The organism is Actinomadura physcomitrii, assembly GCF_008923205.2.
In the GTDB taxonomy this organism is placed as follows: Bacteria; Actinomycetota; Actinomycetes; order Streptosporangiales; family Streptosporangiaceae; genus Spirillospora; species Spirillospora physcomitrii.
In genome coordinates, this window is sequence record NZ_WBMS02000013.1 from 154240 (window position 1) to 180910 (window position 26671).

Annotated in this window: 20 protein-coding genes; 4 read left to right on the forward strand and 16 right to left on the reverse strand. The window is 65.7% G+C overall.

Annotation, left to right across the window (positions count from 1 at the left end; genetic code table 11):
• Positions 1-379: 379 nt before the first annotated feature.
• Both F8568_RS18555 and F8568_RS18560 read left to right on the forward strand, forming a co-directional pair.
• On the forward strand, positions 380-1240 hold the full coding sequence (locus F8568_RS18555; protein WP_160573659.1) for a helix-turn-helix domain-containing protein: 861 nt from the start codon (positions 380-382) through the stop codon (positions 1238-1240).
• 2 nt (positions 1241-1242) lie between these two features.
• On the forward strand, positions 1243-1449 hold the full coding sequence (locus F8568_RS18560; protein WP_151594801.1) for a DUF397 domain-containing protein: 207 nt from the start codon (positions 1243-1245) through the stop codon (positions 1447-1449).
• Positions 1450-1705: 256 nt separating this feature from the next.
• Here the strand turns inward: F8568_RS18560 and F8568_RS18565 are convergent, their stop codons facing one another.
• A complete protein-coding gene (locus F8568_RS18565) occupies positions 1706-6427 on the reverse strand; it encodes an ATP-binding protein (protein WP_151594802.1) in 4722 nt (1573 codons plus the stop codon).
• A gap of 525 nt (positions 6428-6952) precedes the next feature.
• A complete protein-coding gene (locus tag F8568_RS18570) occupies positions 6953-7972 on the reverse strand; it encodes a PIN domain-containing protein (RefSeq protein ID WP_202125114.1) in 1020 nt (339 codons plus the stop codon).
• Between the two features lie 245 nt (positions 7973-8217).
• Here F8568_RS18570 and F8568_RS18575 point away from each other — a divergent pair, with 245 nt between their 5' ends.
• Positions 8218-8877, forward strand: a complete 660-nt coding sequence (locus F8568_RS18575; protein ID WP_151594803.1) for a hypothetical protein — start codon at positions 8218-8220, stop codon at positions 8875-8877.
• Positions 8878-8957: 80 nt separating this feature from the next.
• On the opposite strand, the gene F8568_RS18580 is transcribed toward F8568_RS18575, so the two are convergent.
• The 13 genes from F8568_RS18580 to F8568_RS50450 form a co-directional block, all read right to left on the reverse strand.
• A complete protein-coding gene (locus tag F8568_RS18580) occupies positions 8958-9920 on the reverse strand; it encodes a hypothetical protein (protein WP_151594804.1) in 963 nt (320 codons plus the stop codon).
• A gap of 813 nt (positions 9921-10733) precedes the next feature.
• Positions 10734-11024 (reverse strand): superinfection immunity protein, encoded by a 291-nt coding sequence (locus F8568_RS18585; RefSeq protein WP_151594805.1) that lies wholly within the window; start codon positions 11022-11024, stop codon positions 10734-10736.
• Positions 11025-11038: 14 nt separating this feature from the next.
• Positions 11039-11926 (reverse strand): hypothetical protein, encoded by an 888-nt coding sequence (locus F8568_RS18590; RefSeq protein WP_151594806.1) that lies wholly within the window; start codon positions 11924-11926, stop codon positions 11039-11041.
• Positions 11923-13896, reverse strand: a complete 1974-nt coding sequence (locus F8568_RS18595; protein WP_151594807.1) for a toprim domain-containing protein — start codon at positions 13894-13896, stop codon at positions 11923-11925. The genes F8568_RS18590 and F8568_RS18595 overlap by 4 nt, the downstream gene beginning before the upstream one ends.
• Positions 13896-14810, reverse strand: a complete 915-nt coding sequence (locus F8568_RS18600) for a DUF2637 domain-containing protein (protein ID WP_151594808.1) — start codon at positions 14808-14810, stop codon at positions 13896-13898. The genes F8568_RS18595 and F8568_RS18600 overlap by 1 nt, the downstream gene beginning before the upstream one ends.
• Positions 14811-14833: 23 nt before the next feature.
• Positions 14834-15130 carry a hypothetical protein gene (locus F8568_RS18605; protein ID WP_151594809.1) on the reverse strand — a complete coding sequence of 99 codons (297 nt, stop codon included), beginning with the start codon at positions 15128-15130 and terminating at the stop codon, positions 14834-14836.
• A gap of 136 nt (positions 15131-15266) precedes the next feature.
• Entirely contained in the window at positions 15267-17048 is a 1782-nt protein-coding gene (locus tag F8568_RS18610) for a relaxase/mobilization nuclease domain-containing protein (RefSeq protein ID WP_151594810.1), read from the reverse strand.
• Positions 17049-17064: 16 nt separating this feature from the next.
• Entirely contained in the window at positions 17065-17397 is a 333-nt protein-coding gene (locus F8568_RS18615) for a hypothetical protein (RefSeq protein ID WP_151594811.1), read from the reverse strand.
• A gap of 481 nt (positions 17398-17878) precedes the next feature.
• Positions 17879-18457, reverse strand: a complete 579-nt coding sequence (locus tag F8568_RS18620) for a hypothetical protein (RefSeq protein WP_151594812.1) — start codon at positions 18455-18457, stop codon at positions 17879-17881.
• Between the two features lie 742 nt (positions 18458-19199).
• Positions 19200-20201, reverse strand: a complete 1002-nt coding sequence (locus F8568_RS18625) for a helix-turn-helix domain-containing protein (protein ID WP_151594813.1) — start codon at positions 20199-20201, stop codon at positions 19200-19202.
• A 38-nt stretch (positions 20202-20239) separates the two neighbouring features.
• Positions 20240-21487 carry an MFS transporter gene (locus F8568_RS18630; protein WP_151594814.1) on the reverse strand — a complete coding sequence of 416 codons (1248 nt, stop codon included), beginning with the start codon at positions 21485-21487 and terminating at the stop codon, positions 20240-20242.
• On the reverse strand, positions 21484-23283 hold the full coding sequence (locus F8568_RS18635) for a S9 family peptidase (RefSeq protein WP_151594815.1): 1800 nt from the start codon (positions 23281-23283) through the stop codon (positions 21484-21486). Before F8568_RS18635 ends, F8568_RS18630 begins: the two co-directional genes overlap by 4 nt.
• A 22-nt stretch (positions 23284-23305) precedes the next feature.
• Positions 23306-24298 (reverse strand): LuxR C-terminal-related transcriptional regulator, encoded by a 993-nt coding sequence (locus F8568_RS50450; RefSeq protein WP_151594816.1) that lies wholly within the window; start codon positions 24296-24298, stop codon positions 23306-23308.
• A gap of 266 nt (positions 24299-24564) precedes the next feature.
• Here F8568_RS50450 and F8568_RS18645 point away from each other — a divergent pair, with 266 nt between their 5' ends.
• Positions 24565-25167 (forward strand): hypothetical protein, encoded by a 603-nt coding sequence (locus F8568_RS18645; RefSeq protein WP_151594817.1) that lies wholly within the window; start codon positions 24565-24567, stop codon positions 25165-25167.
• Positions 25168-25369: 202 nt separating this feature from the next.
• On the opposite strand, the gene F8568_RS18650 is transcribed toward F8568_RS18645, so the two are convergent.
• Positions 25370-26404 (reverse strand): enoyl-CoA hydratase/isomerase family protein, encoded by a 1035-nt coding sequence (locus F8568_RS18650; RefSeq protein ID WP_151594818.1) that lies wholly within the window; start codon positions 26402-26404, stop codon positions 25370-25372.
• Positions 26405-26671: the final 267 nt, after the last annotated feature.

The following is a 26671-nucleotide window of genomic DNA, read 5'->3' on the forward strand; positions in this document are numbered from 1 at the left end:
CGAGTCCGGGAGCGGACGGCCTCCCCAGTACGGGTGGCGGATTCATACGATCATGCATGGGTCGGACCTCCACGTCCGATCAAGACCCCGGCCGGTGTTGCAGCACCGTGTCCGGGGTCGCTTCGCCTAGTCCGCGGTCCGTCTCCGTGGGCTCGCGTCGAAGCCGATCGGTTCGTGCGAACTCACCACTCTTCACAGCGGCGGACATGAGCGCCAGCATGCACCTCGAATCTGTGCTGCACAAGTGTGCGCATCCGCTTCGCGGTCATTGCTCCGCATATCTTCCGACGAAAATCTTCAAGGTGCTTGCTAGTCCCCGTTCCCGCCCATGGCTGCACTTGCAGCAGATAACTTGTGCCATGCAAGCAAAGGAGGATCCATGCCCCAGCCTCACGTGACAACGGTCAGGATGCGCCGCCTCGGCTCCGAACTCCGCAAGCTGCGAGAGAATGCCGGCTACACCATCGAGCAGGTCGCCGAGCACCTCGAGTGCTCGCCCTCACGAATCAGCCGCATCGAGACGGGCAAGGCGCAGCCACCGAAGCAGAGGGAGATCCGAGACCTGCTGGAGCTGTTCGGCACGGCGGACGTCCAGACCAGGGACACCCTTCTCCAGCTAGCCAAGGAGGCGGCGCAGCCGGGGTGGTACAACGAGTTCCAGGACGTCTTCCCGCCGCGGTTCGGCTCCTACATCGGCCTGGAGAGCGAGGCCGCCGAGCTGCGCCACTTCGACAACCAGCTCGTCCACGGGCTGCTGCAGACTCCCGAGTACGCCCGCGAGGTCCTCCAGACGACCCTCTTCGGGGAGGCCTCGAAGACGATCGACCGTCTGCTGGAGCTCCGGCTCGCCAGGCAGCAGATCCTCGACCGAATGGAACCGCCCTTCGCCCTCTGGGTGATCATGGACGAGAACGTCTTCCGCAGGCCGGTCGGAGAGGCTCCGGTGGTGAGGGGGCAGGTGCGCCGCCTACTGGAGGCGGCCGAGGCTCCCAACATCACCTTGCAGGTTCTACCCTTCGGTAAGGGTGCACACGTCGGGCTCGACGGACCGTTCTCGCTACTCGGTTTCCCCGAGCCCACGGACCCGGACGTCGTCTACGTCGAAAGTCAGGCCGGCAACGCGTACCTGGAGCAACCGCACCAGGTCAACCGCATGACCACCAAGTTCAACCTGCTGGTGGCCTCCGCGCTCGACCCTCGCGAGACGACGTCCTTCCTGCGCGGCCTCGAGAAGGAGTAGCAATGACCGACCCGGCCCCCTCCGCCCCGAACTGGCGCAAAGCGACAGCCAGCCAGGGCAGCCAGGGCTGCGTGGAACTGGCCGAGGTCCTCGGGGCGATCGGCATCCGCGATTCCAAGAACCCCGAAGGCCCCAAGCTCTTCGTAGACGCTGAAGCGTGGCGCGACCTGGCCGGCCGAGCGCGCCGGGGCGAACTCGACCTTCCGTGAGGCCCGGTGCATTCAGGTGCACCGCTCAGCGCATAAAGCGGTTATCAAAATCGGTGAGACGCGGTTCCACTCATAAATTTCCCGATCGTTCTGCGGCCCGATGGCCACCCCGGGCCGGCACACTGCGCAGCATCGATCACGCAAGCTGCACCTACACACTGACATGCCGATGACCGGTGTTTCGAGGTGTGATGTCACCTGACACATCGAATCACGCCCGCCGGCGCCACGGTTGCATGATGGGACGGCTACCGCTTCAACGAAACATGTCCTCTAGGCGTTCGGCGAACTGGATAGCCTCATCCCAGCCCTGGCGGACGAACGTTTCAAGCAGCGTTCTTACCGCGGTCATGCACCTTGGACTACCGACGATCAACTCGCGGTGATCAGCGAGGTAGCGTTGTATAAGTTGAAGCACTGCGCCAAGGCCCAATGGCTCTCGCGCATAGTGGGCGTCACCTTTAGCCGCCCTGACGGCGACAAGAAGCGCCCGCTCGGGCGCATAGATGCTGATGTGATCTAGCGTCTGAATAATATGATGAGTAACGCTGGGATGCCGCACAACACTGTAGCCATCCAGCAATGGGAAAGCGCGTTCGGCAAAGGCTTTCTGTATTGGGCTGACCCCTTGCCCTTGAGGCTGTTCGCTCTTATTTGCCCCGCTCGCGTAATAGATGTTCTGAACGACGCTATTGGCCACCTTTGCCGCATTCACCCGTTCCACGTCCAGGGTAACTGCCGCATTCTCCTCAGCCCACGCTTCTTCAACTGCTGCGAGGGGGAGTTCGAGCAAAGCGAAAGTCCGCTGTTGCGATACCGAGGAGTTAGTGTCCTCTGGTTTCAGAAAGCGCCGCAACCAGGCCGGAAGCCGCTCCGCCCTACAAGGATTTTCCAATGGGCTGGATAGCCATGACTGTACAGTGTCGTGGGCGTAGGAGGTCCCGTACTCGGCGGCCATAAAGGTGAGCAATTCTACGATCATTTCAGCGGAGTCGTCGTCGCTGATCTTTTTGTCACCGTTCGAGGCCGCCGCGATGATCGCCCATTGGGGCTTGGTGGCTATGCGCCGAAGAATATCATCGACCTCGTGGGGGTAGGCGTCGCGATACCTGCCGAGCAGCGACCCCAGCACCGCCTGCACTTGCGAGTCCCTTTCAGAGTTCAGCCGTACTTCGAGGCCCTCAAGGGCGGCCTCTTCTCCGAAAAGAAATGGGATTGATTCCGCGCTTAGCATTCGGTAGAGCGCATTGGGCGAGCTGAGGAAAGGGATGACGGCTGCCGATAGTTCGTCGTGAAGTTCAGCTAACCATTCGGGCCTGCTCGCGAAAGTGGTGACGCCCGACACAGCCTCTGAGGTGATCGTGGCGCCCCAGGCGCGCCACCCAGGTTCGACCTCGTCCTCCTGGGGAGGGTTCGTCGCCGAGGGCAGCGCCGCCTGGAGAACAGCCAGGACGTCACGCCCAAGAGGCTGTCCAGGTTGGGCGAGCGCACTATGCGTAAGTTGCCGCGCTCCTCGAACCAGCAGAAAACGATCTTTTTCCGCGTTTGCCTCAGGTGCGTGAGCCAAGAGCTGCTGCAGCAGGGCCGGCCAACTTTCGGCAAGCTTCTCATATCCCGCCCGGCAGGTAGCCGGGTCCTGAGCAACTGTTTTCCGGAGTGCCTCAGCAACATCGGCGGAAGGGCCCCCCGCGCCATCCTCGCCATTCCGTGGACCCCCTGGTGGCGAAGGCATTGAGTCGTCTACAAGGTCCTGGCCAGCGTGGTTACAAGAAAGCCTCCGGTCATCTCGATCGCTGCTGGCTAGTTCCTCTAGATGCCGGAGCGCTTCAGGTTCGGTGACCTTTCTAGGATCGAGTGCGCCTAGGAGCACATCGCGTTGGTTGCGCTGCCACTCCTGCTTGCGGGTGTCGTCAATTTCGTCGGCTTCTAGACTCGTGGCACTGAGAATTGCTGCCTCGATCCGACGGTGAATCGCAATGTCGAGTTCTGCCGATAGGCGAGCGGTTACGAGCCCCGCTGCCCCTCGGGTCTGGCCTCGCTCGAAGATGCCGGTCTCCAGTGTTGGAACCAACAGGTGCGCGAGAGCTGGCGACTCGGCGTTAGCCGCCTGCATCAGGAGACGCTGCCAGACCTCGCCATGCGACAACGTGGAGATCAAGAGTTCGACGACCTGGCGGAGCTCCTGCTGATCGGCACTGCTGTTTTTATCAGCGTTAGTCAGCCCTGAGCTCACGTGCTCAGCCCTCGTCTGCAGCAGAGCGATGACGGCATCGACAGCTGTGCCCAACTCGGAGTGCCCTCCTGCGTAGCGCAAGGTATCACCGTGGCGAATACGCGGCCTTTGGCCCGTATCAGTACTGCGGTCGTACTGGAACATCCGTGGTACTTCCACAATCCGTATAAGCATCCGAACGGCAGCCTCAAGGTCGACAGATGCAACTTCGGGAAGTTGCTGGCAAACACTCCATCGAAGATGATTCAGGTCTTGCCGCAGATTGCTGGTTAGCCCGAGAATCTGACTTTCCGTAATTCTGGTAACCTGGTCCCGCTCTTCCTCGTACTCCCAGGTGGCCGCAGCAATCTCAACAGCGAGTGCCGCATTCCTCTTGGCGATACTTGGCAGGCACTCGATGAGCACTCTGGCAATTTCGAAACCCCATGCTCGCAGCACTTCATGCGAGATTGCCATGTGTGCGATGCGTTCGCAAGCAGTTCCGTCGAGGGAAAGCGCGCGAGCGAGAGGCCAGGCAAGCATCCTCCCAATCTGCGCTCGGTCAGGATCATCGACATCCTCCAAGGCTACAGTCATGCAGTCAACGACGACCTGAATCCAATGGTCTCTCACTTCCGTGCCGGGCCAGGATATTTTTGAGCCAGACGCTCGTCTGAGTAGCTGGGCGGCATCCAACGCAAGGGAGGTGTCGTTGGTAGCGCGAGCCGCGCGGGCAAGGTCTTCAACGAATGGCGAGAATGCCTCAAAAAGGCTGGCTTGTGAATCCGAGTTGGCTATTGCAGCCGCGACCAAGAACGCCATGCGGCGAGCGTTATTCTCTGGGTTCTCGCGGGCTCCGGCAGCAGGATTGTCGCCCAAGCATGCTTCCGCAAGATGAGCCAGTTCGTCAGGTGAACGCAGTTCGCGGCTACATGCGGTGGCTGCTGCAGCGGCGGCTAGGTGATGCCCTGATGTCTCAGCATTGAGCCTGAGGGCAAGTTGCCAAAACTCCTGCCTTGTCGGGGCATTTCGCCAGGCGATGGCTAGCCGGTAGTCCAAACTGGGCCGCAGGAGCAGGGCCAGGTTAGGGTCGGCGTCTAATTTCTCCGCAAGGCTCTCTGCGTGGGAGGTGTCGCCGAGCGCCAAAATCCCGGCCGCGAAGTCAAAAAGTACTGGATGGCTGAATGCGATCGGCGGCTGCGGCAGACCGACCCCCTGTGGCAAGTCACGAAGAACGCCGTCGCTCACCAATCCCTGCAGAGCATCGGCATCGGCATGAGGCAGGTAGGTTACCTGCTGTCGGCGATCAGCGATCATCTGTGCAACCACCTGAGTGAGTGTCGAGGCTCGTTCCCACGGATTCCTGCCACCTTCGACTACCCGCACTCGCCAGTATTGGTCGAGCAAGTCAAGTCGGCTGCGAATGTTGCCGGGCTCAAGGAGGCCGCCGTCAGCCAGCAATTGCGAGGCGATCTCCAGATTGAGCGGGTTGCTCAAGAGTTGCTGCATTTTGCTTCCGGCGGCTCGGAGGAGGTCGGCAAGCGCAGGGCTTTCTTGTAGAAGGCTCTCCATCTCCCCTGGCAGCAGGTCCTCGATCAGAAGGTGGCGGACGTTCTGAAGCGAGGAATCAGAATGAGCGGGGTCGACAGGCGCGCCGCGGAACATCGCACGCCATTTGTGGCCGTTGCGCAGGTCGAAACGTCGGACAGTGGCAACGATCTCCCAGCGGCTTCCTGCAAGCTGCTTGGCGAGCGTTGGCAGCCACTTCGAGGCATTCTCCCCACGGGTCTGGTCCAGGCCATCCAGCAGTAGCTTGCCGGGATGAGTGCCAGGCCAGCCGAGCAAGATGTCCTTGAGGTCGTGCTCGAGGTTCAACTCCGTGCGGGTTTCGCCGACGGAAGCTCTCAGTTGCTCAGCGCTCAGAAGTACGACGTCGTTTCCCTGATCGATCAGGTCGGCGGCCAGTTGGCAGAGGAGCGCGGTCTTGCCTGTACCAGGCTCACCGGTCAGCGCGAAGCTACCATCCGCATCGTGTAGGGTCGGCCCCACTTCTCGCTCAAGCGTCAGGCCCCCTTCGGGAGTCGTGAGGGTGAGGGCACTCCCGAGCACCGCGATGTTGGTTCTTGTGGACTGCCGTAGGCGAGCGATATCCCCTCGCAACCGGGTCACCGGCCTGAGGCGGAAGGGGCGTTTTTCAAGCTCGGCAACTAGCGCTTCGCGGTCAAGCCATCTTTGGCTCTCACTGAGTTCGTGGCCGATTGAGACCAGCGCCTCCCAGAGGTCGCGCGCCTGGTCCTGGTCGACCAGCATGTCGCTGAGCATCACCTGAACCCGTTGATATTCCGGCCCATCGTCGCGCAGGTTCAGGGCATGGACAACGAGGGGGCTGAGGAGTCGCCGCAGGGCAGCGTCATCGGCTGGGTTGCCCTCGCGTTCCTCCCACAGCCGGCGAAGATGGGTGAGAAGCACCCTGAGGGCCTCACGCTCAGGTCCGTTGGTGGCAGCTTCCTCTAGAGGAACCGCCTCAAGATGGGTACGTAGACGATCCGTCACTCTAGCCAGGTGATCCCTGACGGTTGCCGGCGTGCGCTCATCACCCAGCAAGAGCACCCTGTCGAGATCCCGGTCGAGGGACCGCGGAATGTGCTGGTTCGGCGGTGAGCTAGGAACCTCGCCGATCACGGCGTCCACGAGTTGCCGAAGCGCCTCCGCTAGCGCGCCATCTTCAGCCCCGGTGAGCTGCAGCCTCTTCTTCGCTTGGACCATCAGCCAACCGCCCGTATCTGTGACGGCGCCGACATCGTCAACGGGCCGCGCGGTTTGACTGCCAACGCCGACTATGCGGTGGCCGGAAGCCCAGCCAGGCAGTGGATCCTCAGTCAATAGGTGCGCCGCGAACCAGGCCAGGCAGCGATCCTCATGCCCGACACCTCCTGAGGCTCCGGCCCCACCTGTCGATGACCGTGTCATTGCTTCACGCCTCCCGTTTCCTCCGCCTATCTTTGCGAAATCAGTCAGGCGATGGAGGCGATACGCGCGGGTAGGACCGAAATTGGTCAAGGACTGTGGCCGCAACCGCCATGGTTAGGCTGCCTCTTGAAACCCTTAGGACTTGCCTCACGAGAGAGATCGAGCTTGCATCCTGCGTGCCGCGATGGTAGCCGCCATGGCCACCATCGGAGCTGGAGGGCCAGGCATCCAGCATGCGCAACCGCGCGCAACGGAAGTTCCAGGACTGCCTGTGGCATCACTTGCGCTCCCCGGCTTGAAAGGGAGCGGCCTCCTAATGGGTCAGAGCACCCCTTGCCATGGTGCCGCCTGCCGTCCGAATGACCAGCGATTGCGCTCAGACTGCACGAACTCCGGCCCGTTAGCGAGCGCTGCTCGCACTTCGCTGAGGCTGAGGGCAAGGGGATCTTGAAAGTGTTGTTGGGCTAGTTCGTGGATCTCTCGAGCTAACAGCGGTTGGCGCTCTCGGGCCAGCACGATTGCTATTTGCTGCTTCAGCGAAGGTTCGGCTGGTGGGGACAGCATCACTAGCCGAATTGCGCGAAGGCTCCGCTGCTCCAACTGTGTCGCCTGCTCGTACTCAGCGGCCAGTGCTTCAAAGAAGGTTGTCGCGTACTGTCCCACGCGTTTCCTGCGGGGAGGTTTCCGTAGAAAAAGCGTAGTTGCGGCAAGGAGCGAGCCGCCGAGTAGCCAGGGCGAGACCTCGATCCGCCGGGCTGCCACCTTGACGAGCCCCATCATTCCGATGAGAGGTAGGGCAACGACGCGACTTGTGGCGTCTCTTTTGGACTCGGCTTCTTGGAGATCGACGCCGGCACGGGCTACCTCGCGCCAGCGGCTAGGAGCTAATCCGGGTTTGCGCAGGTGCCGGTCCTCGGAGAACACAACGCAAGGTGCGATGAGCTTGGCGAGCTCTCCGGTCGGCACATCGTCGGGGTCCGTGATGGCCAATACTTGCGGATCATCCGAGGCCCCACCCTCGACGGTGACGAAGTGCAGTACCGGTAGGTACGCCCGTTCGAAGTGCTGGCGGAGGGCTTCGACCGAAGCCGAACTGGTCTGCGCAATCTTGGGAAGTCGCCGGTATACCTCGGCGTACACGTGGTCGGAGGCGTAGAGCAAGGCTGTTCCGGCGTCGGTCATGCGAAGCAAACGCGACCGCCATTGTGGACCATGCTCCACGTCGTTGCGGATGCTGCTGAGCAGGGCGCAGGTATCTACAATGCCGAGGAACCTTGGGTTCATGCTGCCATAGGGGTCGAGGTGGGCCGGGCTCGGCAACCCTGTGGACAGACTCTCCATACGGTCACGGTAGCGGCCACCAGCGACAGTCTCCACGGGGTTTGGCACCACGACCACTCCGGACAGCGAGAGACGTCCGCTCATGCCGCTGCTCGCACGCGCCGAGGTTCACCGACGATGGTCAACGATCGATGAGTTCGACGGTCACGGTTGCGACGGACCGGCGCCGAGGCCTTTGGTGGTATGGGTGGCGCGCAGTCGATCTTGAAAGGGTGGTTCGATCGCTGGCTATGGGACCTCGTGTGGTGGCGGTGGACATCGGATCGGTGAAGTCGCCGTCGAAGTTCGCATGGGCGGCGTTCGACGTTCCGATTCAGGACACGATCGCCGAAGGCAGGGACCCCAACAGCGCGATGGAACGCATGGCAGCCGGATTCGCAGACAACCGGCGTGCGGTGCTGCTCCTTGAGTCGCCGAGGTCGGTCCCGGTTCCGGACGCCGACGACACCCGTTGGCGTTGGTTGGGCAAGGCCCGGGAGGGTGAAGGTAACCGACCATGGTCGGCAGGCACAGGCGCCGGCGTGCTCGCCACCGGCCTGGCCCAGGCGGGGTGGATACTGAGTCGCTTGGCAGCGGTGACACCCGATCTGATGGTGACGACGCAACCCGACCAGCGGCAGGCGGGCAGGGCTCGGCTTCTGCTCGCTGAGGCGCTCGTCTCGGGCGCCGGAAGGCCTGTTCCGGTCGCGGCCGGACAGCATGCCGCGGATGCGAGCGCGGCCGGGCGTGCCATGGTCGAGCGTCTGCGATGGCGGCCCGCTGGCTTCGGCGTGCGTTGCGCTCCGCATAAACCCATGAATCTCCTTGCAGCCACGGCACTATGGGCAGAGCTCGCCCTCAACCCGGACAAACTCCACAACGACGTGCTGGTCGTACGCGTCAAACCGGTACCCGTACAGCCGTGAGCCGTGCACGCTCATGCCGCGCACAGCGTCGGCTGGCCCCTCAAGCGGACTCGTGCGCTTGTGATACCCGGCGGTTTCGGTCAGTCGGCTGTGGCGAGGCATCCGTGTTCTGTGGGCAGTCCTCCGCATCGCTGGGCCCAGTCGCGGAGGTCGGCGGCGAAGCGGGTCGACAACCGGTCGAGGTAGCCGTCCGGGTTTTCGTTCCTGCTTCGAGCGGCCTCTCGCAACTCGTTGAGCATGACTTGTTGGGTGCCCTGCATGAAGTCCTTGTAGCCGAGATCGTTGAGCCTGCTGATCAGTGAGTCGATGAGCTTGCCGATGCAGCCCCGTACACGGTCGTCGGGATCGTCGCGCCAGATGCCGTAGAGGCGGACGGCGACCGCGCGCAGGGCGCTCTCATTGGTCGGTCCGGCGAGTGTCATGTTTACCAGTGCCTCGACCAGCAGCAGCTTGGCCCGTGGGCTGAGTTTAGGCACCCAGCAGCCCTCTACTGCGCTCGGCCAGTGCAGGGACTGACAGGGATTGAGGCGGGTCGAGTGGCGGCACAGCAGCTCGGCGGCGATGAGCTGCGCGTTGGACGATGGCGAGCGGAGTGCCGCATCGATGACGAGCACGGCGGTCTCATGGGACACACGCGGATTCTCGGATGACCACAGGTCGACCAGCAGAGTCACGGCGAGATCGGCGTTGTCGAGCTTGGTGAGCGCCAGGAGCCCGGAGGCCAGCGCGGCCGGGTCGGAGGAGCTCCCGTCGGCGGGGGCGATCAGCTGCCCCGCGCGCATCGCAGAGTCCAATCTGAGCTGACGGCTCTGTTCGGCCTTTTCCGTCTGCAGCCGGTGCTCGGTCTGGCGGTTCACCATGAACCCGATCAGCGTCACCGACGCGGTCACCAGAACGCCGACAAACGTGAGCACGGCTGCAAGCCGCGCCGCCTCCCCATCCCCCAGGTGGAGCGGCCCAAGCAGCAGACCTGCGGGTAGGACGCACATCACCAACAGCACGGCGGCCGCGAACAAGACGAGTTTCCTGTCGTCCTGGCTCATGCTGTCTCCTCGCGATCCGGGGGACCATCGTGGCGTGTCGCTCATGGAGACGGCCACGTTCAGACCTCAACCGGACACATCGCGTCTCCTGCCGAGATGGAGGTCGGCGGCGGTCCTTGTGGCCTCTCCTGTGTACATCCGAAGAAGATTGCAGAAGGGGAAGGGGGCGTTGAAGGGACCGGTGCTGTTCAGGCGGAAGATCCTTGAGAGGATCGCGGGCGGGCGGATCGACTGGGTGTTCCGGGGTGGGCCGAGCCCCGGAGCCGCGCGGGGAGCACCCAGCGCACCTGGGCGGGGATCGTCATCATCGACTCGGTCATGGCTGTCACGCCCAAGGAGATCACCGAGGAGGACGCCCTCCGTTCGAGCTTCCAAGACCGCGCGGCACTTCTCACTGCGCTGTCCAAGAGTCGGAAGGAGGGCGGTTACCACCGTGTCATGCTCCATCTGGGCGGTCTCAACACCCCATCAGAGCAGGCCGGAAACGCCGACCTGACCGAATCTGGAATTGGCCGACCTCAAAGCCGCCCTGGACGCCATCGGCGCCCGAGCCCGGTGACCGCGCTGGTCTTCATCGCGTACCTACTGGCGATCGGCCGATCGGCCCGCAGATCGTCGGTGCCGAGTAGCGACCGGCCCAGTGTCCCTGGTCAGCCTGAGCCCGGGAGGGCACCGGCGCCAGCGAACAGTGCGGCGTTTGTGGGGGTTGGCAGCCACAAAGGGCGGCGTTCCTTGATGACGTGCCCTGTCAGTCTCCCCGGCGCGCTGGTGATGCTGCGTCTGCGCAAGAGCCGTCCGTCATCGCTGACGTCTTCACGCATAGGGCGCTCGTCGCTGTGTGTGCCTGTGCCGGCCTGCAGCCGGAGGCGGGTACCGGTGCGTCGCCGCTGGAGGACGCGGGTAACGGCGGGGCCACCTGATCGCGGTGATCAGTGCGATCGGCCAACCGAAGACGGTGGCGCAGCAGATCACGTTGAGCAGGATGAGGTAGCTGATGTCGTCCGCGCCGCGGGCGATCGCGATCAGGGTGGGCAGCGCTGAGACGAACACGAGGATGCCGATCAGCGCGAGCCAGAAGAACGGGCTGTTCTCGATGGCGGTCATGTCTCGTCCTTCGGTCAGAGGTTGCGTCGGCGGTTCCGGTCGGGAGCCTGCGTGGTAGGCCGGTGGGCGGCTGCTGTTTCGAAGGGGCGGCTCGCGCTCATCTCCAGTGCCTCGTCGATCGAGAGCGGGAAGTCTTCGGCCGCTCGTTCCACGTCCGCTCCCCTGCCGGGGTGGGTCTGCCGGGTCATCGGGACGGCTTTGGCGATGATGTCTTCGGGCAGATTGGTGGTGATTTCCAGGACCGTGCGCAGCTCCTCAGGGTTGGGTGTGCGCCCGTCGCTCTGGAACCTGGCTCTGAGCTGGTCTGCTAGTTGGGTCGCGCGCTGCTCCTGGCGGGCCCGTTCCCATTCACCGCGGTCAGGGCCGTGGAGCCGCGTCGTCCACTCTGCGCCGGTGCCTTCCGAGAGTTCTTCGCGGCGGGGCGCTGGGTCCCCAGTGCGGACGTTGGGGTCGCGGCTGAAGAAGGGGGCGGCCAGCGTCATGGCTTCGAGCGGTTGCCTGCCTTCACCGCGGTGCCGATCGTAGTGGCTCACCGCGTGCGGGTGCAGGTCGCGGAGGCGCTCCTCGCACTTGCCGAGGGCACGGGCCGCGGACTCGTTGGTCGGGGCGTAGGGCACTGCGGCGCCCCATACTTCCGCGACATCCAGTAGCTTCGCATCGCGAAGCCACTTGCGGTCGTGGGCGCGCGACCAGCGTGCTCGGGCCTCGGCCGATGCCGTCCGCTCAGCGTGCTCTTCGGCTCGACGGACGGCTTCGTCCTGGACCCGCCGGACGAGTTCTAACCGATGCCTTCGATGTGCGAGGGCCTGTTGTGCCCCGACCACGACGGAGACGATCTGGACGAGTCGTTGCCCGCCGTGCTGGAGTCCTTCTGCGATCGGGTCAGGGTGCTGCTGGTTCATGCTGTTCTCCGGTGAGTGCGTTGGTGAGCTGCCGCGCGTGAGGCGGCTCGGCTGGGAGGCTCTTGCTGTTCCGGGCTGGCCAGCGGGGGTAGCGAGACGTCCCGGCTCGGGCCCGGGCTGATCGCCGCGGTGACGAGAGCTGTGACTTCGGCCGGCTCCACGCCGGTGCGGTCTGCGACTCGGGTGACCTGTCGTGCGATGTGGCGGGGCGGGAGTCCGGCGATGAGGGCGGCAGCGGCTTGCGCTGCGGCCAGTCGGGTCTCGGCGAACTCCAGGGCTCCGAACCTCTGGATTCTCTCATCTATCAGCAGGTCAGAGAGCGGTATTGCAGAAAGTAACGCTTCGGAGACAGTCGATTGTCCTGGCTGCGAGAGGATCTCGGCTGGGTCTTGGCCCTGCGGAAGCACGGCCACCTCGACCGGTCCGGTGATGCGACGCACGGCCTTCCACGCTCGGAGCGCTCCTGCCCGCCCTGCTGGGTCGCCATCGAGCGCGATGACCAGGCCGGCGGATTCGAGGTCGGCGTGGACGGCGATCGCCTCGACTTGTTCGGCCGTGACCGCCGTGCCGCAGGTGGCGACCGCGACGTACGCATCCGGCATGGCCACGCCGACCGCAATTGCGTCAAGCGGCCCTTCGACCAGGAGGGGGCGTGCACGACCTGCGAGCCGACCACGCCCCTCGTGCAGGCCGAAGAGAACTGCGCTCTTGTGGAAGAGGGCTGTCTCGGGCGTGTTGAGGTACTTCGGGCCGCCGGCACCGTCAGGCCGCCGACCGATGAAGCCGACGATCGCGCCGTCCAGCTCCCGGAGAGGGAACAGGACTCGCTCGCGAAACAGATCGGAGAGATCCCCGCCTTCTCTCTGTTTCGCGAGGCCCGCCTCGATCAGTGTCCGATCGAGATGTCCCAGCTCACGGAGATGCCGAACTAGCGCATCGCGGGATCGAGGTGAGAGACCGATCTCCCACTGCTCCTGGACGTCCGTGCTGAAGCCACGATCTGCCAGGTAGCGGGCGCCCCAGCTTCCCGGCAGATTCCGACGGTAGAAGCGGTGTGCCTCGGCGAGTGCAGCCCGGAGCGACGCGGAGTCGTCTTGTGCCCGCGGAGCGGTCTTGGCTTGCGGCGCAGTTGGACGGTGAGTTTGCTGGTTGGCGGGCTCCGTCGACAACGCTGTTGTCTCGGCGGAGTTGCGCAGCCTGCGCAGGAGTTGCCCACTCGTGTGGGTGATCTGTCCTCCGATTGCGCGGACGGCGCCGGCTGAATCCGTCCGGACGTCCGTTCCCGCCCATCGCCGCGGAGGCGGGAACGACAGGTGGGAGGCATCCAACCCGAGGCTGGCCAGGACGATGTACGCGACCGAATCCGCCACCACCCGCCGGACGCCATGGCAGGAGGCGGTATCCATGGTGATGGTGTCATTCGATCCGCCCGCCCCGACAGCATGGGCAAGTTGGTGCGCAAGCAATGTCGCTGCCGTCGTGTCATCAAGCTCGGGAGCGATCGGGACGCGTCGGTCGGGACGCCCGAGATACGTCCACCCCTGGCCGCGGTCCAGGTAGAGACCGAGGTCGGCGGCGAGCAGAGAGAGACGCCGCAAGCCCTCGGACGGGCTGCATCGCTCCTTTTCGACCGTTTCGCCATCGGTCTGTTCGATGTCGAAGACCGTGCGGGGTCTGCCGGACGTCGACATGATCCGGATTCCGGTCTCGCCGCGCCGGACCTGCCGTTGCTGCTCCTGCCATGCGTCGTATGGGCGGACGTCGGTCGCCGAGGGGCGCTGAGCCGGTATGAGGAGGGTGTTGGTGAATCCGAGCCGTCCATGACGGCCGGCGTGCTCCAGCCAGGCGTCCCAGTGCATACGTCCGTCGGCAAGCCGCTCAACCATGTGGTCGGCGAGTCCGCGGAGGAAAGCGAGTCGACGTTCCGATGCTTCCGTTTGCGCGAGCTGGTCGTCGTCGGATGGGCTCATCACGGCGACTCCCGTCTTGCCGCCTCTTCACGGACGGTGGCGATCATCTGCGTGAGCTTGCCGTTGGCGATCGTGTAGCCGGCCTTACGCAGGCGTCGGCCGAGCCGGTCCCGGCCGAGTTGGACGCCTTCTCGCTCCAGTTCGCGGTGTAACTCCCGCGCGATCGCCATCAGTTCCTCGTCCTGACGCTTGTCGTCGGTGAGGTCGCCTACGTTCGGGTCGTTCGCCGTGGGCTGGGCGGCGAGGCGCTTGAGGGCGAGCCGATCGGCCAGCGGCGCGTGCCATCGCCACGACCATCTGCCGTAGTCGTCCTGGAGCTTCGAGACGGCCATCAGGTGCTGGTGCTCCAGTTCCAGCCCCTGTCGGTATTCGGTGACGTGCCAGAGAACCATGCGGCGCCAGAGCAGCAGGCTGGAGATCGGTGCGAGAACCCAGCGCGCCGCGGGGACCCGTTCCACCCGGTCAGGGGACATCAACCCGACCCATCGGCGGATCAGGTGCCGGACCCCTTCGACGACCGTGATGAACAGGACCGGCATGGCCGCGTGCATGACGCTTCCGGCGAGGTCTCCGCGCGCGGCGGCCACGTTCACCAGGACGGTGGCCGCGATGTATATCCAGGCGACCCAGCGCAGCACCGGCCAGGGCAGGTCGAGGTACTCCATGAGCAGGTCCCAGAGCAGAAGGATCACTATCCCGAGGTCCATGCCGACCGGGACGATCCACGCGAGCCCTCGGAAGTGCGGCTCGGCCATCTGCCGGATCGTGGTGTAAGAACCGAGGCCGCCGAGCACGGCCAGCGTCACGATCAGCGGTGCGACTCCGGCGATCCCCCACTGGACGACTCCGGCCGCCGGAGTTCGCGAACTCGGCAGCGCCGGCCTCCCGGCCTTGGCACCGTTCCCTTCGGCCATTGCTTGGAGTTGCTGAGTCGGGTTCACCGGCGGCGCCTCTGGACCATCCAGACGAGCAGCCGCGCGACGTACCGTGCCTCGTTCGTCGTTCCGAGCAGCCGGCCGTGTGCGGTGACGTAGGCGTAGGTTCCTTCGGCTCCCGCGCACAGGACCGTCTCCGACCAGCCGTCGTGTCGGATGTGAAGCCGCCAGCGCCCGTTGCGCGGTTTTCGGGCGCGCACGCAGGCGCCGATCCGCTTCAGCTCCCAGTGAAGCCGGAGGAGGCGAGCACGCCGTTCCTCGAGTTCAGTCTGTGTGGGCGCCGTTACCTGCATCTTCATGGTCCCCCCGAGTCGTGCCAGTTGAAGACCTCAACAGGTCATCAACTAAAGTCCGTGATCAACAAGATGAATCACGCAGGGATGGTCGTCAATCAAAGTGGATGTTCGGCGTGTTGGCGTCTTACGGACAACACGGTCAACGACTTCGGCGCGGCCCTCGCCCGGGGTTCGGCGTGTTCGAAGCCGGACCGGCTGCAGGCCCGTTGCTCATGGGGGCCCAGGGGTTGGGGAAGGCGGCCATTGCCAACTGGGCCTGGGAAGGCCGCGCGGGCTCGGCGGCCTGTGACCCACGATGACCGCCGGCCGCGATCCTTGCCCGGACGAGGTGTCGGTTAGCGAGGCGTGCCGCGTCGGCCTGGGCCTGGCGTTGCTGGAGTCGGCGGATCTCGGCAACTGTCTCCAGCAGTGAGATGAGGCGACTGACCAGCAAGAGGATGGAAACGGTGGTGCGGTTCTGGACTCCGCCCAGCCTGAGGAGACCGGCCGCGGCGCGCAACGCGCCTCCTGCGGAACTGGGCCGCGGGACGCTTCCATACGGGGCGCGGGCTGCGCGGTCGTAGACATCGGCAGCCTGGAGGAGGTCGGTGTTGCCGGTGACTTTGGCGGCGACACGCAGGGCGTCGGATGCAGCCCAGCAGGCGTCTTCGGCGGCATACGGATTGATGGCCATGTACCGCCGGATCTCGGCCGTGGCATACGCGGCCGCCCGAGCGGCGTCGTCATAGAACGCCTGACGCTCCTCGGCCGTCAGTTCGTCTTCCGGCCGGCCGATATCGCCGCCTGAAGCATTCCACCGCTGCTGGAGGCGAGGGAGCGTGTAGGCGGCACCGAGATGGCCACCGGCGTACCAGACAAGCTCCTCGACACTGGGCAGAGCGACTGCATATCCGGTCACCTGATCCGGTTCGAGCCGGCTGAATCGGCATCGGACGAGCAGCCCCTGTTCTTCCAGCGCGTGGACGAAGTTGTCCGTTGTCCGGACGCTGTCCGCCGCGCGGCGGACGGCCGTCCGCAAAACGGCGAGTGCCGTCCGCTCCGAGACATGCCGTCCGCCGAGCGGACGAGCCGCACCATCCGCACCCCAGCGAAGCCGCAGCTTCGGCAGCGTGAGATCGCCGGCCAGCTTCCCGCCGCCGAACCACACCGGCTGCCCGGACGAAGCCAGGTCATCGGGCAGAGCGACTGCATAGCCGGTGACCTGATGGGCGAACCGAGTGCTGTACCGCTTGCGGACCAAAACGCCTTCCGCCTCGAGGGCGGCGAAGAAATCGGCTTCGGTCCGTGCGCCCGCCGCCGCGGCGGCGACCTGCCGCCACAGCGTCACCCGCACCGGCTCCTCGCGGCCCGATCGCGCGGCCTTCTCGGCCTCGGCGCGCTTGGGCCGCCGCGCCGCCGTCCGGTCCGCCGGGGCCGTGGACCGCAGCCCCCAACGCCGCTCGATCGCCCGGCAGGCATCCCGAACCCGGTACCCGTCGTTCCACACATCCGGACGGACACCATCGATACGAGACAGCGTCGCGACCACATGGATGTGGTCCTCGCCGTGCCGGACGGCGATCCACCGGACGGCGTCATCGTCCCCATCGGCCGCCAGCCCGGTCCGAGCCATCATCTCTTTCGCGATCTCGGCCCACTGGTGATCGTCCAGGATCGGGTCCTCTGGCGCCGCGCGGAGCGCCAGATGCCACACCGGTTTGCGGTAGTTGCGCTCGCCCAGCAGAGCGAGCGGCTGGGAGAGCAGTCCATCCAGCCGCCGGAAGTCCCGGCTACCGTCCGCCCTCATAGGGGGCTCCAACTCGTCCGGCTCGTCGAAGCCCGCCACGATGCGCGGATCGTGATGCTCTCCCAGCCGCCCGGGCCCGTACAGGTACCGGATCAAGCCTTCGACCCGCTTTCCCCGCAGGATCTTGCCGATCAATCGGCGACTTCCGCCGTCACGGCAGGCATCGGCGCACCTCTTGGGCCAGGGCATCCAGGTTGCTGGTCGCTCGCGCAGCGACCTCGGCATACCGCTGGAGCTGGAGCGGCGGCTCCCCCGCATTCGATGCGGCCACGGCCTGATTGAGGTTCACCCCGATCCGCCGCACCTGCTGAGCCGCGTGCATCACCGTCGCCAGCGCCTCCCGCAACAACGCATACTGCGGGAGCGCGCTGCCACGAGCTGCGGCCAGCACTGCCTGCGCCGCATAGGCACCGACCGCCAGCCGCTCCCCCGCTGCCGCTGCCCGCACCAGCGCATGCTCTTCATCCGACAACGAGAACCGCACCGACCGTTCCCGACGCGGACTGCGATGCGCACGCCGATTCAACGGCGCCGGCCCGCTGCTCTTCTCGACTACCGTCCCCACCCCCCACGGATCGCGCTCGATCCGACTGCTCCGTGCTGGACCGCGCCCGGTCCAGCAACCAATAAGTGCACGAATTCCATATCTTGCCCCTGCGCCTGCAGAGGTCGTCCTCCAATGCACCGGTGTCGTGCCAGGTATCCGGAGGCGATGCTCGATCGCCAGCGGAGAGGCGAAATGTTGGGGTGACGAAGGACGACCTCGTCGCCCGGTTGACGGCAGACAGCCGATGGAAGTCTTGTCGGGCTTGACCGCCGGTGAGCGTAGCGGTGATGGCATCGCGCGCGAGTTACCGGCCGCGCACGGCGCGCTCGCAGGTACCGGCTGCGCCTCCGTGGAACAACCCACGGTCCGGCGCTCGAAGCCGAACCCAGAAGCTGATTCAGGCACCACCACTGCCGAGTTACATCTCCCTGCGCGGAGACGGCGGCTTGGAGCTCGGGCGATGGCTTGGTGAGGACGGGGCTGCTGGAGGGCCAGACAAAACGTCTCCGATGCTTCGGGGGAAGTCCCTGGCCGCCGGCTGGATGTCGGAAGCGGTTGCCTGGTCTGTCTGTTCCTCCACCCGCAGCTCGGTTTCGCCCTGAGCCCGTTGCGGGGTTTCGGAATCGGCATCGATGCCGCGGATGGCGGCGAGGGCTCCCTGCACGCCGCGGAAGGATTCGCCGAGGTTCATGGACTGCTCGCATGCGGCGGCCAGAGCATCGTGCGCCTTCAGGGCGGTTGGGAGGAGACCGTCGCCGCGCTCATGCACGAGCCTTCCAGCATCAAGCTCCCGGTGGAGGAAGGCGTCCAGCTGTTCGGCGGTCTTGGCGAGGCGGAACGCGGTCTGAGCCAGGTTGCCTGCGATCGTGCAGGCGGCCTCCGGCCGCGTCAGGCCAGGCGTGCCCTGGGTCAGGTGGTTGAGCGTGCGAGCGCGTTCATGCAGCTCGCCTGCGAGGAGCTCGGTGCGCTCATCTGTGGGGGTTTCGTGATCGACCATGTAGTGGAGTCCTCCGACTCGTTGGCGATGCGAACATGAAGGGCTCCTCTCTATAGACGGCAGATAGCAGCGCCTGACGCGAACTGAAGTTCTGTCAGGGCGTTTGCGCTCCATAATCTCCGGCAAGCTGAGGTAACGCCAGCTCCCTGGCCGGCGTGTCGCACTCCGGCCAGCGGAGGCGAGACCGCAAATAGCGGTTTCGAAGCGCCCGGATCGTGCAGACCGCCGAGGCGCCGACCGGCCTGTTGGTCGTGGCCACCGCCCTCGTGGACGCTATCAGCCTGGGTACGGACGCTCGCCCCGAGCGAGCGGGCTGCCCTCGTCGATCACGAAGAGAGCGGAGAAGACCGCCTCGAACTCGGCAACCCACATAGCGGTAACACGTCGTCGCCGGCGGCGCTGAGCAGGCGGGCGGCAGCCGGAAGGTTCCCGCCACACCGGGGACCGTCTGGCCGTCGCTGGTGTTGTCCTGAGGCAACACAACAGCACGAGCCGGGCTCGTTGAGGGATGTGTTGAGAGGCCAGCGAGCAAGCCCAGCCCTCCAATACTTCCGCGCTGGCGGGAGCGCAGCTATCGCTCAGGGAGACTGCGGCAGTACGGTGCCACCGGGAGGAGAGAGATCTGCCATCCAAATGGTCCCAATGGCGCTTGGCGTTCGTCGTGACCACAGCGTACGGACGGCGCGCGTGCTCGTCCGGGGCTCGGAGGCACCGGCGATCGCGGCTTCCCGTGCTTCTGGCTTTAGCCCACCAGCCCTCGCCGAACCGCTTCCACGCCCACCTGAAAGCGGTTCTCTGCGCCGAGGGACGCTCGGATCTCAGAGACGCGTCGGCGGACCGTGCTGAGACTCGTCCCTACCTGATCGGAGACGGCTTCGTCGGACAGATCTTGGACGAGGAGTTGCAGAATCCTCAACTGCTCTTGCGTGAGGTCTCCAGTGTTGCGGCCGGGCACGGCGAACGGGATGGCCCGTTCCCAGAGGAGTTCGAAGTATTCACGAAGGGCTCCGACGATCACCGAGGATCGAATCAGCAGGGCGCTCGCCGAAACCGACAGCATCACCGGGATCAGTGCGACGACTTCGTCGGCGATCTTCATACGCATCGCAGTCCGGGGGAGGAAACGGACCTCTCCCCCGGCCTGCGCAATCGCCTCAACTTGTACGCGCGCAGCCCGATCTTCGACGTTGTTGGACTGGTAGATGGCTCTGTGCGTGGCCTCGCTCGCGATCGCGTGACCGGTGGCCTCGTCGGGCAGGTCGATATCCGGGCCGTGTGAGACGTCGTGGCTTACCGTCAGCCATTCGCGTGCGGCGGAATGCTTCAGGATTCGCGTCAGTTCGGCGATCTCGTCCGGGTTGGTGATGATGCGTGCCAGTTGATCGTTTGAGGAGCCGGTCGCCGAAGTGGCGGACACCAGGTCGCGGTTCATGCGCCGGTGGCCCTCGAACAGGCGCTCATGGTCGGCCAGCACGTCACGGGCGAGGGCTGACAGCGCTTGCTGAAGGACCACGTCCACAGGGTTGGGCGTCAGCCGGTGAGAATTATCCGGACCGGGTGGACCATAGGTGGCCATCTCGGCGGCGATGAGGCGCTGGATGTTCTGCTGCCCGTCGAGGATCTCGGCCGCCTCATCGTGCTGGCAGCCGTCCGCTGCGAGGAGGCGGACATAGAGGGTCAGCAGGTCTTCGCGGACGATTCCTTCCAGCAGCTGCCTGGCGATGACCTCGATCGTGCGAGTCATCGTGTTCCCTTCTTGGAGGAGAGGCGCCGTCTCCCAGGTCAGCCGACAGGTGAGCGCTGGAAGGAGAGCCTCGCTCGCGGGCCGGTACCAAGGACGATCAGGGTTGCAATGGTCGCTGTGAGGACAAGGAGACCGGCTCTGGTGGCCAGGTGCTGGGCACCGACGAGGTTGGCGAGCGGCCCGGCGGTCAACATGGTGAGCGGCATGAGTGCGTAGCTGGACACCATGTTCCAGCTGTTGACTCGAACCAGGGCCTCGGAAGGGAAGCTGTCCTGCAGGGCGGTCGTCCATAGGACGTAGTAGACGGCTTGCGTCACCCCCGGAACAGTCGCGCTGATGGCGATGACCTGCCATGATGCTCCGCTGCCCATCGCGAGCATGGGGAGCGACACCGCTGCCGGCAGCGCTGCGGCGGTCAGGATGGTGTGAGCGGGTCGCCACCGCGCTCCTAGCGTGGCGCCTAGCAACGCACCGAGAGGTTCTCCGGCCCTGATGATTCCCCATGCTCGCGCGTCCCCGTGTCCGTCGGCCATGTAGAGGGGGCCGGCAACTTCTGTGTAGCAGGCCAAGGCGGTGATGATCGCCGTGTACTGCAACGTCATGATCCAGACCCATGGGCGCTCGCCGAAGTGACGCCACCCGTCGCGGAGATCGCGTAGCGGCCCGGTGGCGATCCTCTTTGAGCGACCGGTGGTGAGGCGACTGAGAAGGAAGGCACTGATGGCGCAGAGGAGTCCCCTGGCCGAGGCCGCCCACGCCGGGCCGATCGTGGCGACGACCACTCCGGACGACGCCAGGCCGATGAGCAGGCCGACCGACTGTGTCTGGTTGATGAGGGCGTTGCCGGCCGGCCGGTCTCGTGAGGTCAGCAGGTCGGCCACGAGGCCCGGAAGCGTGGGGAGGTAGAGGGCTGTGGCGGTCCCTCCCACAGCGGCGAGCGTGCACAGCAGCGGCAACGATGTCCCGTGCGCGGCCAAGGCGGCACCGATGGCAAGCCATGAAGCGCATGTGAGGGCTTCGGCTCCGGCGAGGACCTTGTGTCGGCGGAATCGGTCTCCGATCACGCCCCCGCAGATCATGAGCAGCGCGGGGAAGGCGTTGCTGGCCAAGACGAGGGACAGGCCGCCGGCGCCGTAGCCTTCTCGCATGGTGCCCCAGGCCAGGGCGAGCTGCCCGAAGCCGATGCTGGAGCAGGAGACCAAGTGCGCGGCGAACAGGCCGGCAACGGATTGGTCGCGCAGAAGGGCCAGCGGCGAGCAGATCCCGGTGATGAGTGGTTTGTTCATCTGTCGCCGATCAAGTGCTTGACGATGAACTGCGCGATGTCGCCGTAGGCCTTCAGTTCGTTCTTGCGGTTCGTGAAGCCGTGGCCCTCGTCGGAATAGATGTCGTAGCGCACGTTGACGCCACGGTCACGCAGCCGATCGACGATCTGGTCGGACTCGTTCTGCGGCACCCGTGGGTCATGCGCGCCCTGGATGACCAGCAGGGGCGCGGTGATGGCTTCCGCGTAGGTCACTGGCGAGCGTCGGGTGAGGTGATCGGCATCGGTTTCGGGGTCGCCGAGCACGGCCGCCACGATGCTCTTCCACGTGGGAGGGCAGGCCTGCGCGAGGGTGACCAGGTTGGTAGGGCCGCAGAAGGAGACGCCTGCGGCCCACTGGTAGGGCAGCCGAGAGAGACAGGAAAGGGCCGCGAATCCGCCATAGGAACCGCCCATCACCGCGATGCGGTCGTGATCGAGACCAGGCGTGGCTTGGATCTGGCGCACCGCGTGGTCGAGATCCTCGAGGTCGACGCCCCCCCAGTCGCGGTAGATGAGCTTCTGATAGGTGAGCCCGTACCCGGTGGAGCCGGCGATGTTGGGGGCCACGATCGCAATGCCCTGGTCGAGCAGGTGCTGGTACAGGCCCGAGTAGGCGTAGATGGGACGTTCCTGGGCCTCGGGTCCGCCATGGATGGACAGCAGGACGGGATGGGGTCCTGGCGAGTGCGGACGGTAGAGGAAAGCGCGGACCTGGCGTCCATTCGCGGACGGATAGGTGATCGACTCCGGCTCCACCGGCTGTACAGCGCGCATGGCCGGCGGGCGGCTGTCAGTGAGGTACCTGAAGCCTCCTGCCATGTCGAGGACACCGATCTCACTGGGCCGGGTCGCCGAGTCGATCCGCAGGACGATCTGCTCGGCATCAGGCGTGAGGCTGAGCGCGTCGACGACTCCCTGAGGGATCCCAGGAAGGAGCAGTGGGGCGCCGTTCTTGGTGGCCTGCAGTGCGGAACGTCCATCCTCGTTACGTGACCACACGAGAGTTTCGCCGGCAGCCTCGAGAAGTTCCACATCCCAGTCGTCGGTGGTGAGGCGCCGCAGCCCGGCATCGTCGATGGAGTATCGGCCGATCGAGGTGAACTCCCCCCACACGTCGGTGCAGAGATAGAAGGCACTGGAGTCCGGTGCCCAAGGGCCCGGGGCAAACAGACCGTGGCCGTACTCCACGGTGACGCAGACGGGCTCGGCTCCGGGGCCGGCGACGTCGATCAGATAGGCGGCCACATCGGTGTTCGATCGCGCTCCGGTCGCAGAAAGCCATCGCCCGGACGGCGACAACCGCACCGGCGCGAAGATCACTCCCGCGGGCGGGACGATGCGGCGTTCTGAGCCGTCGGACAGATCGCGGATGAGGATGTCCTGGACGGCGCGGTCCCGGTCGTTGGCTCCGTAGATCAGGAAGCGGCCCTCCGCGTCGAAGGGGTCGTCGGCCAGCACACGCTGGCAGTCCGGCCCCGAACTGACCTCCTCGGGATCTCCCCCGCCGGCGGCGACCTGGTAGATCCTGTACTGCTCGTCGCCGTTGCGGTCGGCGGTGAAGACCAGGCTGCCGCCGTCCGGCGTCCACGCGATCTGCCACACCGACCGCTCGTCCAGCCCGGCCACCCTGCGGGCGGCGCCCCCGGCGACCGGGATCGTCCACAGGTCGAAGGACCCGGTGACATTGCTGGAGTAGGCGATGGTCGTCCCGTCCGGCGAGAGCGCCAAGTGCCGCCGGAAGCGCTCTTCGGGCACGAAGTCCAGGTATTCGGGCATGGGGCGCTCCAGGTTGGGGTTTCTAGATCCAGCCGCGGCGGGCTGCAGCGGCGCCGATCGCGACGCGGCTGGAGACGCCGAGGTACTCGCGGATCGTGCGGATGTACCGTTCGGTGCTCTTGGCGTTCACACCGAGTTCCCGCGAGATCCGCGCATCGGTCAGTCCCTCGGCCAGCAACTTCAAGATGTCCATGTGGACCTGCTTGAGCGGCATCTCCGGTTCCGCGGCTCCGAAAGGGATCGCCCGTTCCCACAGCAACTCGAAGTACTCGCGCAGCGCGCCGACGATGACCGGAGCGCGAACGAGCAGCGCACCCGACAGGCCCGTCGGTGTGAGGGGGAGCAGCGCGACCGCTTCATCGGCCAACTTCATCTTCATGCCGATCTTCGGCAGGATCCGGGCTTCCTCACCCGCCTCGACGTGGATCTGCATGATCTTGAACCCGACCGGATGCTCGGCGCAGGAGGCCTGGTAGATGTTCCGGCACCTGACCTTGCCCTCGAAGGCGGGCGGCGGCGGCATGCTGACCAGCTTCTCCAGCGGCCGCTCCAAGGCGAAGTTCTCAAGGACGAGCCACTCCCGGCGGGCCGTGCCGAGCAGCGCCCGCGACGTGTCGGTGATCTGGCGCCCCTCGGTGAGGATCCGCACCAGCCGGTCCGCTTCTGCTTGCAGGATGCCGGGGAATGGGTGTGTCGCCGCCATGCGGCGTTGACCGTCCAGCAGCCGCTCGTGAGCCGCCACCAGCTTGCGGGACAGAGCCGCGAGCGCTCCCTGCAAAGCCAGGTCGGGAGCGGTGGCCACCAGCCGTGGCGACAGCGTCAGCCCCGAGGGCAACGCATACGCCATCCCCGCCCCGACCAAGGCGTCCACCACATCCTGGCCGCCGAGCAGGTCCGGCGCCTCGGAACTCTGGCAGCCGTCTCGTTCGAGCAGTTGCTTGTAGGGGGTGAGCAACTCGTCGAGAACGATGCCCTGAAGGAGCCTTGCCGCATCATCCACGTCCTCAGCGCTCACCGTCACCTCCAGTCACAGAGAGTATCGATGCGATCAAAGTTCGTCACCGGGTTCGGTGAGTGGTTCCCCGCAATGACGAGAAGTCGTCACCCGCAGGCACAGCCCCGTGCAGCCTTCAGGAACCACGCCACCAGCCAATTCCGGCGCCCCCGGGCCACAGCTGCAGCTGATCACTTACCGCCATCAAGCGTTTCGATCAGTGTCCTGCCCTGGCGCGAACCGCTTTGATCAACGCGCCCCAACACCAATCGACCTTAGGAGGTCACATGAACTGCAGGCCAAAGACCGTCAACCTCCGGCGCCTCGCCAGCCACCCCGCTCGGCGACTCGGCCGGCTGCTCTCCGCCGGGCGACCCGCACGTCCGTTGATGGCTCGCGCCTTCGGCCACCCGCAGGGCGTCGGCCTCCTCGGCCCGGGGACGGACGGCCTGCTCCGCACCCTGTTCGTTGATGCGGTGGTCGATCGGTCAAGAACCACCGAGGTCGTTCTCACGCACACCGACCTGGAGCGCCTCTTCCCCGAAGACATCGACCAGTTCCTCGTGGAGCACTACGACTCCGGCCTTAACGTGACGGCGACCCTCGAAGATGCCATCGAGCGTCTCGAAGATCGAGCGGCGAACTGGAACTCGCACGAAACCGCAACGCGGTCGCCGATCCTGTGGCTGGCCGCTCCAGGCGAGGATGCCGACGTCGTCCACGACACACTGTGCTCTCTGGACGGCGCGGACATCATCGCGATCTTCAGAGGCGCCTGGCCATACGGCCCGACACACCTCGTCGACGCCGACGGCCCAAGACAGGTCCCCAGCCAACTCGAACTGCTGTCTGCTTCCGAAGCGATCGGCAAACTCACCGCTAGCCCCTGACGAGGATGCCGCATTGACCGTCGGCCTGTTGGGTGCTCTCATCAAGGGGGTCGCTGCCCGCGCTCATTCATACTGTCCGGACGGCCCATCCCCGCTGGGCCGTCCGTCAGTCACGAGTCTGCTGCCGACGCTGTGGCAGACCGTCGCAAACTTTCCGGTCTCGGCGCCGACACAGGGGTGGCAGTGCCAGGGCGGCGGGCGTTCATTCGATCTCGTCGATGAGTCCCCAAGTCTTGGCTGTCTGCACATCGAGGGGCCGTCCGGACAGCGCCATAAACATCGTCCGCCACCGGCCGATGCGGCGCGGGACGCTCACAGTACCCCCGGCCCCGGGAATCAGGCCCATCGAGACCTCGGGCAGCCGGAACGTCGCGCCGGGCGCGGCGACCACCCGCCCGGCGAATGCCGGCAACTCGATTCCGGCGCCCACGCAATGACCGTTCAGCCGCGCCTCGACCCGGTCGGAGAGTTGGTGCAGCAACCGCCCGGCGCCGCCGAACGTGCGCACGAAATGCGCTGTCGTGAGGTCGGGGGCGGTACCGAACTCGTCGAGATCACCGCCCGCGGAGAAGGACGGTCCCCCGCCGGTGAGCACGACCTGCTCCACGCTGTCGTCCAGCGCGGCGATCTGCAACGCCTCGACGAGCGAATCCCGCACTAAGCGACCGTAGGCATTGCGGCGTTCCGGCCTGTTCAGTGTGATCAGCAACCGCCCGGCGGCGCGCTCGACCAGCACGGGCTCCGCTGCGGGCGGCGGCAAAGGCCGCGTCCCTCGCTCATCCAGCCAGCTCGCGAACTCCGAACCGCCGAGCAGGGTGGAGTAGGCGAACGACTCCAGGTGGAGCCCGGCCGTCACATCCTCGCCGCCCGCCCTCAGCACCTCCGCAAGCACAACCGCGGCCTGCGGGTTCGCCGACGCGGCGGCACGCAGCAGGGCGGCTTCGGACGCGGGCTCCTCACAGCCGACAAACTCCCGGCCGCTCGACGCACCCTTGGGCACCAAGGTCACGTCCAGTGCTCGCGCCAGTTCCCTGGCGGGCCCAGTGACCGGCCCGCTCGCGAAACCGACCATGACCCGGTCGATCGTGCGCGCACTGGCGAGGGCCCGGCCCGCGTCGTCTACCTGGTCGTCCAGGTCGATCGTCAAGAGCGGTTGGACTACCTGGCCGTCCTCGTCGAGAAGGGGGTCTCTGCCAGCGCCACCCACGAGCGCGGATGCCGTCACCGATGCGGTCATAACTGTGGCAGCCTATACGCAGGTTGTTGAGGCTCCTGCTGATGCGTGGGGTCGAGCGGGCCTCGCCTAGTGCAGCGGCGAGTGCGGCGACCGACGCGCTCGAGGAGACGCTGGCGTAATTGGAGGTGACCTCGTATCCCCTCGCCATACGCCGGTTGGGCACCGGGTCTGAGCCGTCTACTCCGGCCTGTCCACTGCCGATGATGTCGCGAGCCGTACTCGCACACCATTGTTTCGTTGTGTGTGGAGTTCCGATTGCTCTCGACT

Excerpts from the sequence above, each read along its gene's own strand:
- F8568_RS18650 (WP_151594818.1), bottom strand. The coding sequence starts at position 26,404 with ATGACCGCATCGGTGACGGCATCCGCGCTCGTGGGTGGCGCTGGCAGA.
- F8568_RS18590 (WP_151594806.1), bottom strand. The coding sequence starts at position 11,926 with ATGAACCAGCAGCACCCTGACCCGATCGCAGAAGGACTCCAGCACGGC.
- F8568_RS18630 (WP_151594814.1), bottom strand. The coding sequence starts at position 21,487 with ATGAACAAACCACTCATCACCGGGATCTGCTCGCCGCTGGCCCTTCTG.
- F8568_RS18560 (WP_151594801.1), top strand. The coding sequence starts at position 1,243 with ATGACCGACCCGGCCCCCTCCGCCCCGAACTGGCGCAAAGCGACAGCC.
- F8568_RS18595 (WP_151594807.1), bottom strand. The coding sequence starts at position 13,896 with ATGAGCCCATCCGACGACGACCAGCTCGCGCAAACGGAAGCATCGGAA.
- F8568_RS18620 (WP_151594812.1), bottom strand. The coding sequence starts at position 18,457 with ATGGTCGATCACGAAACCCCCACAGATGAGCGCACCGAGCTCCTCGCA.
- F8568_RS18585 (WP_151594805.1), bottom strand. The coding sequence starts at position 11,024 with ATGACCGCCATCGAGAACAGCCCGTTCTTCTGGCTCGCGCTGATCGGC.
- F8568_RS18565 (WP_151594802.1), bottom strand. The coding sequence starts at position 6,427 with ATGGTCCAAGCGAAGAAGAGGCTGCAGCTCACCGGGGCTGAAGATGGC.
- F8568_RS18605 (WP_151594809.1), bottom strand. The coding sequence starts at position 15,130 with ATGAAGATGCAGGTAACGGCGCCCACACAGACTGAACTCGAGGAACGG.
- F8568_RS18555 (WP_160573659.1), top strand. The coding sequence starts at position 380 with ATGCCCCAGCCTCACGTGACAACGGTCAGGATGCGCCGCCTCGGCTCC.
- F8568_RS18635 (WP_151594815.1), bottom strand. The coding sequence starts at position 23,283 with ATGCCCGAATACCTGGACTTCGTGCCCGAAGAGCGCTTCCGGCGGCAC.
- F8568_RS18625 (WP_151594813.1), bottom strand. The coding sequence starts at position 20,201 with ATGACTCGCACGATCGAGGTCATCGCCAGGCAGCTGCTGGAAGGAATC.
- F8568_RS18600 (WP_151594808.1), bottom strand. The coding sequence starts at position 14,810 with ATGGCCGAAGGGAACGGTGCCAAGGCCGGGAGGCCGGCGCTGCCGAGT.
- F8568_RS18580 (WP_151594804.1), bottom strand. The coding sequence starts at position 9,920 with ATGAGCCAGGACGACAGGAAACTCGTCTTGTTCGCGGCCGCCGTGCTG.
- F8568_RS18570 (WP_202125114.1), bottom strand. The coding sequence starts at position 7,972 with ATGGAGAGTCTGTCCACAGGGTTGCCGAGCCCGGCCCACCTCGACCCC.
- F8568_RS18645 (WP_151594817.1), top strand. The coding sequence starts at position 24,565 with ATGAACTGCAGGCCAAAGACCGTCAACCTCCGGCGCCTCGCCAGCCAC.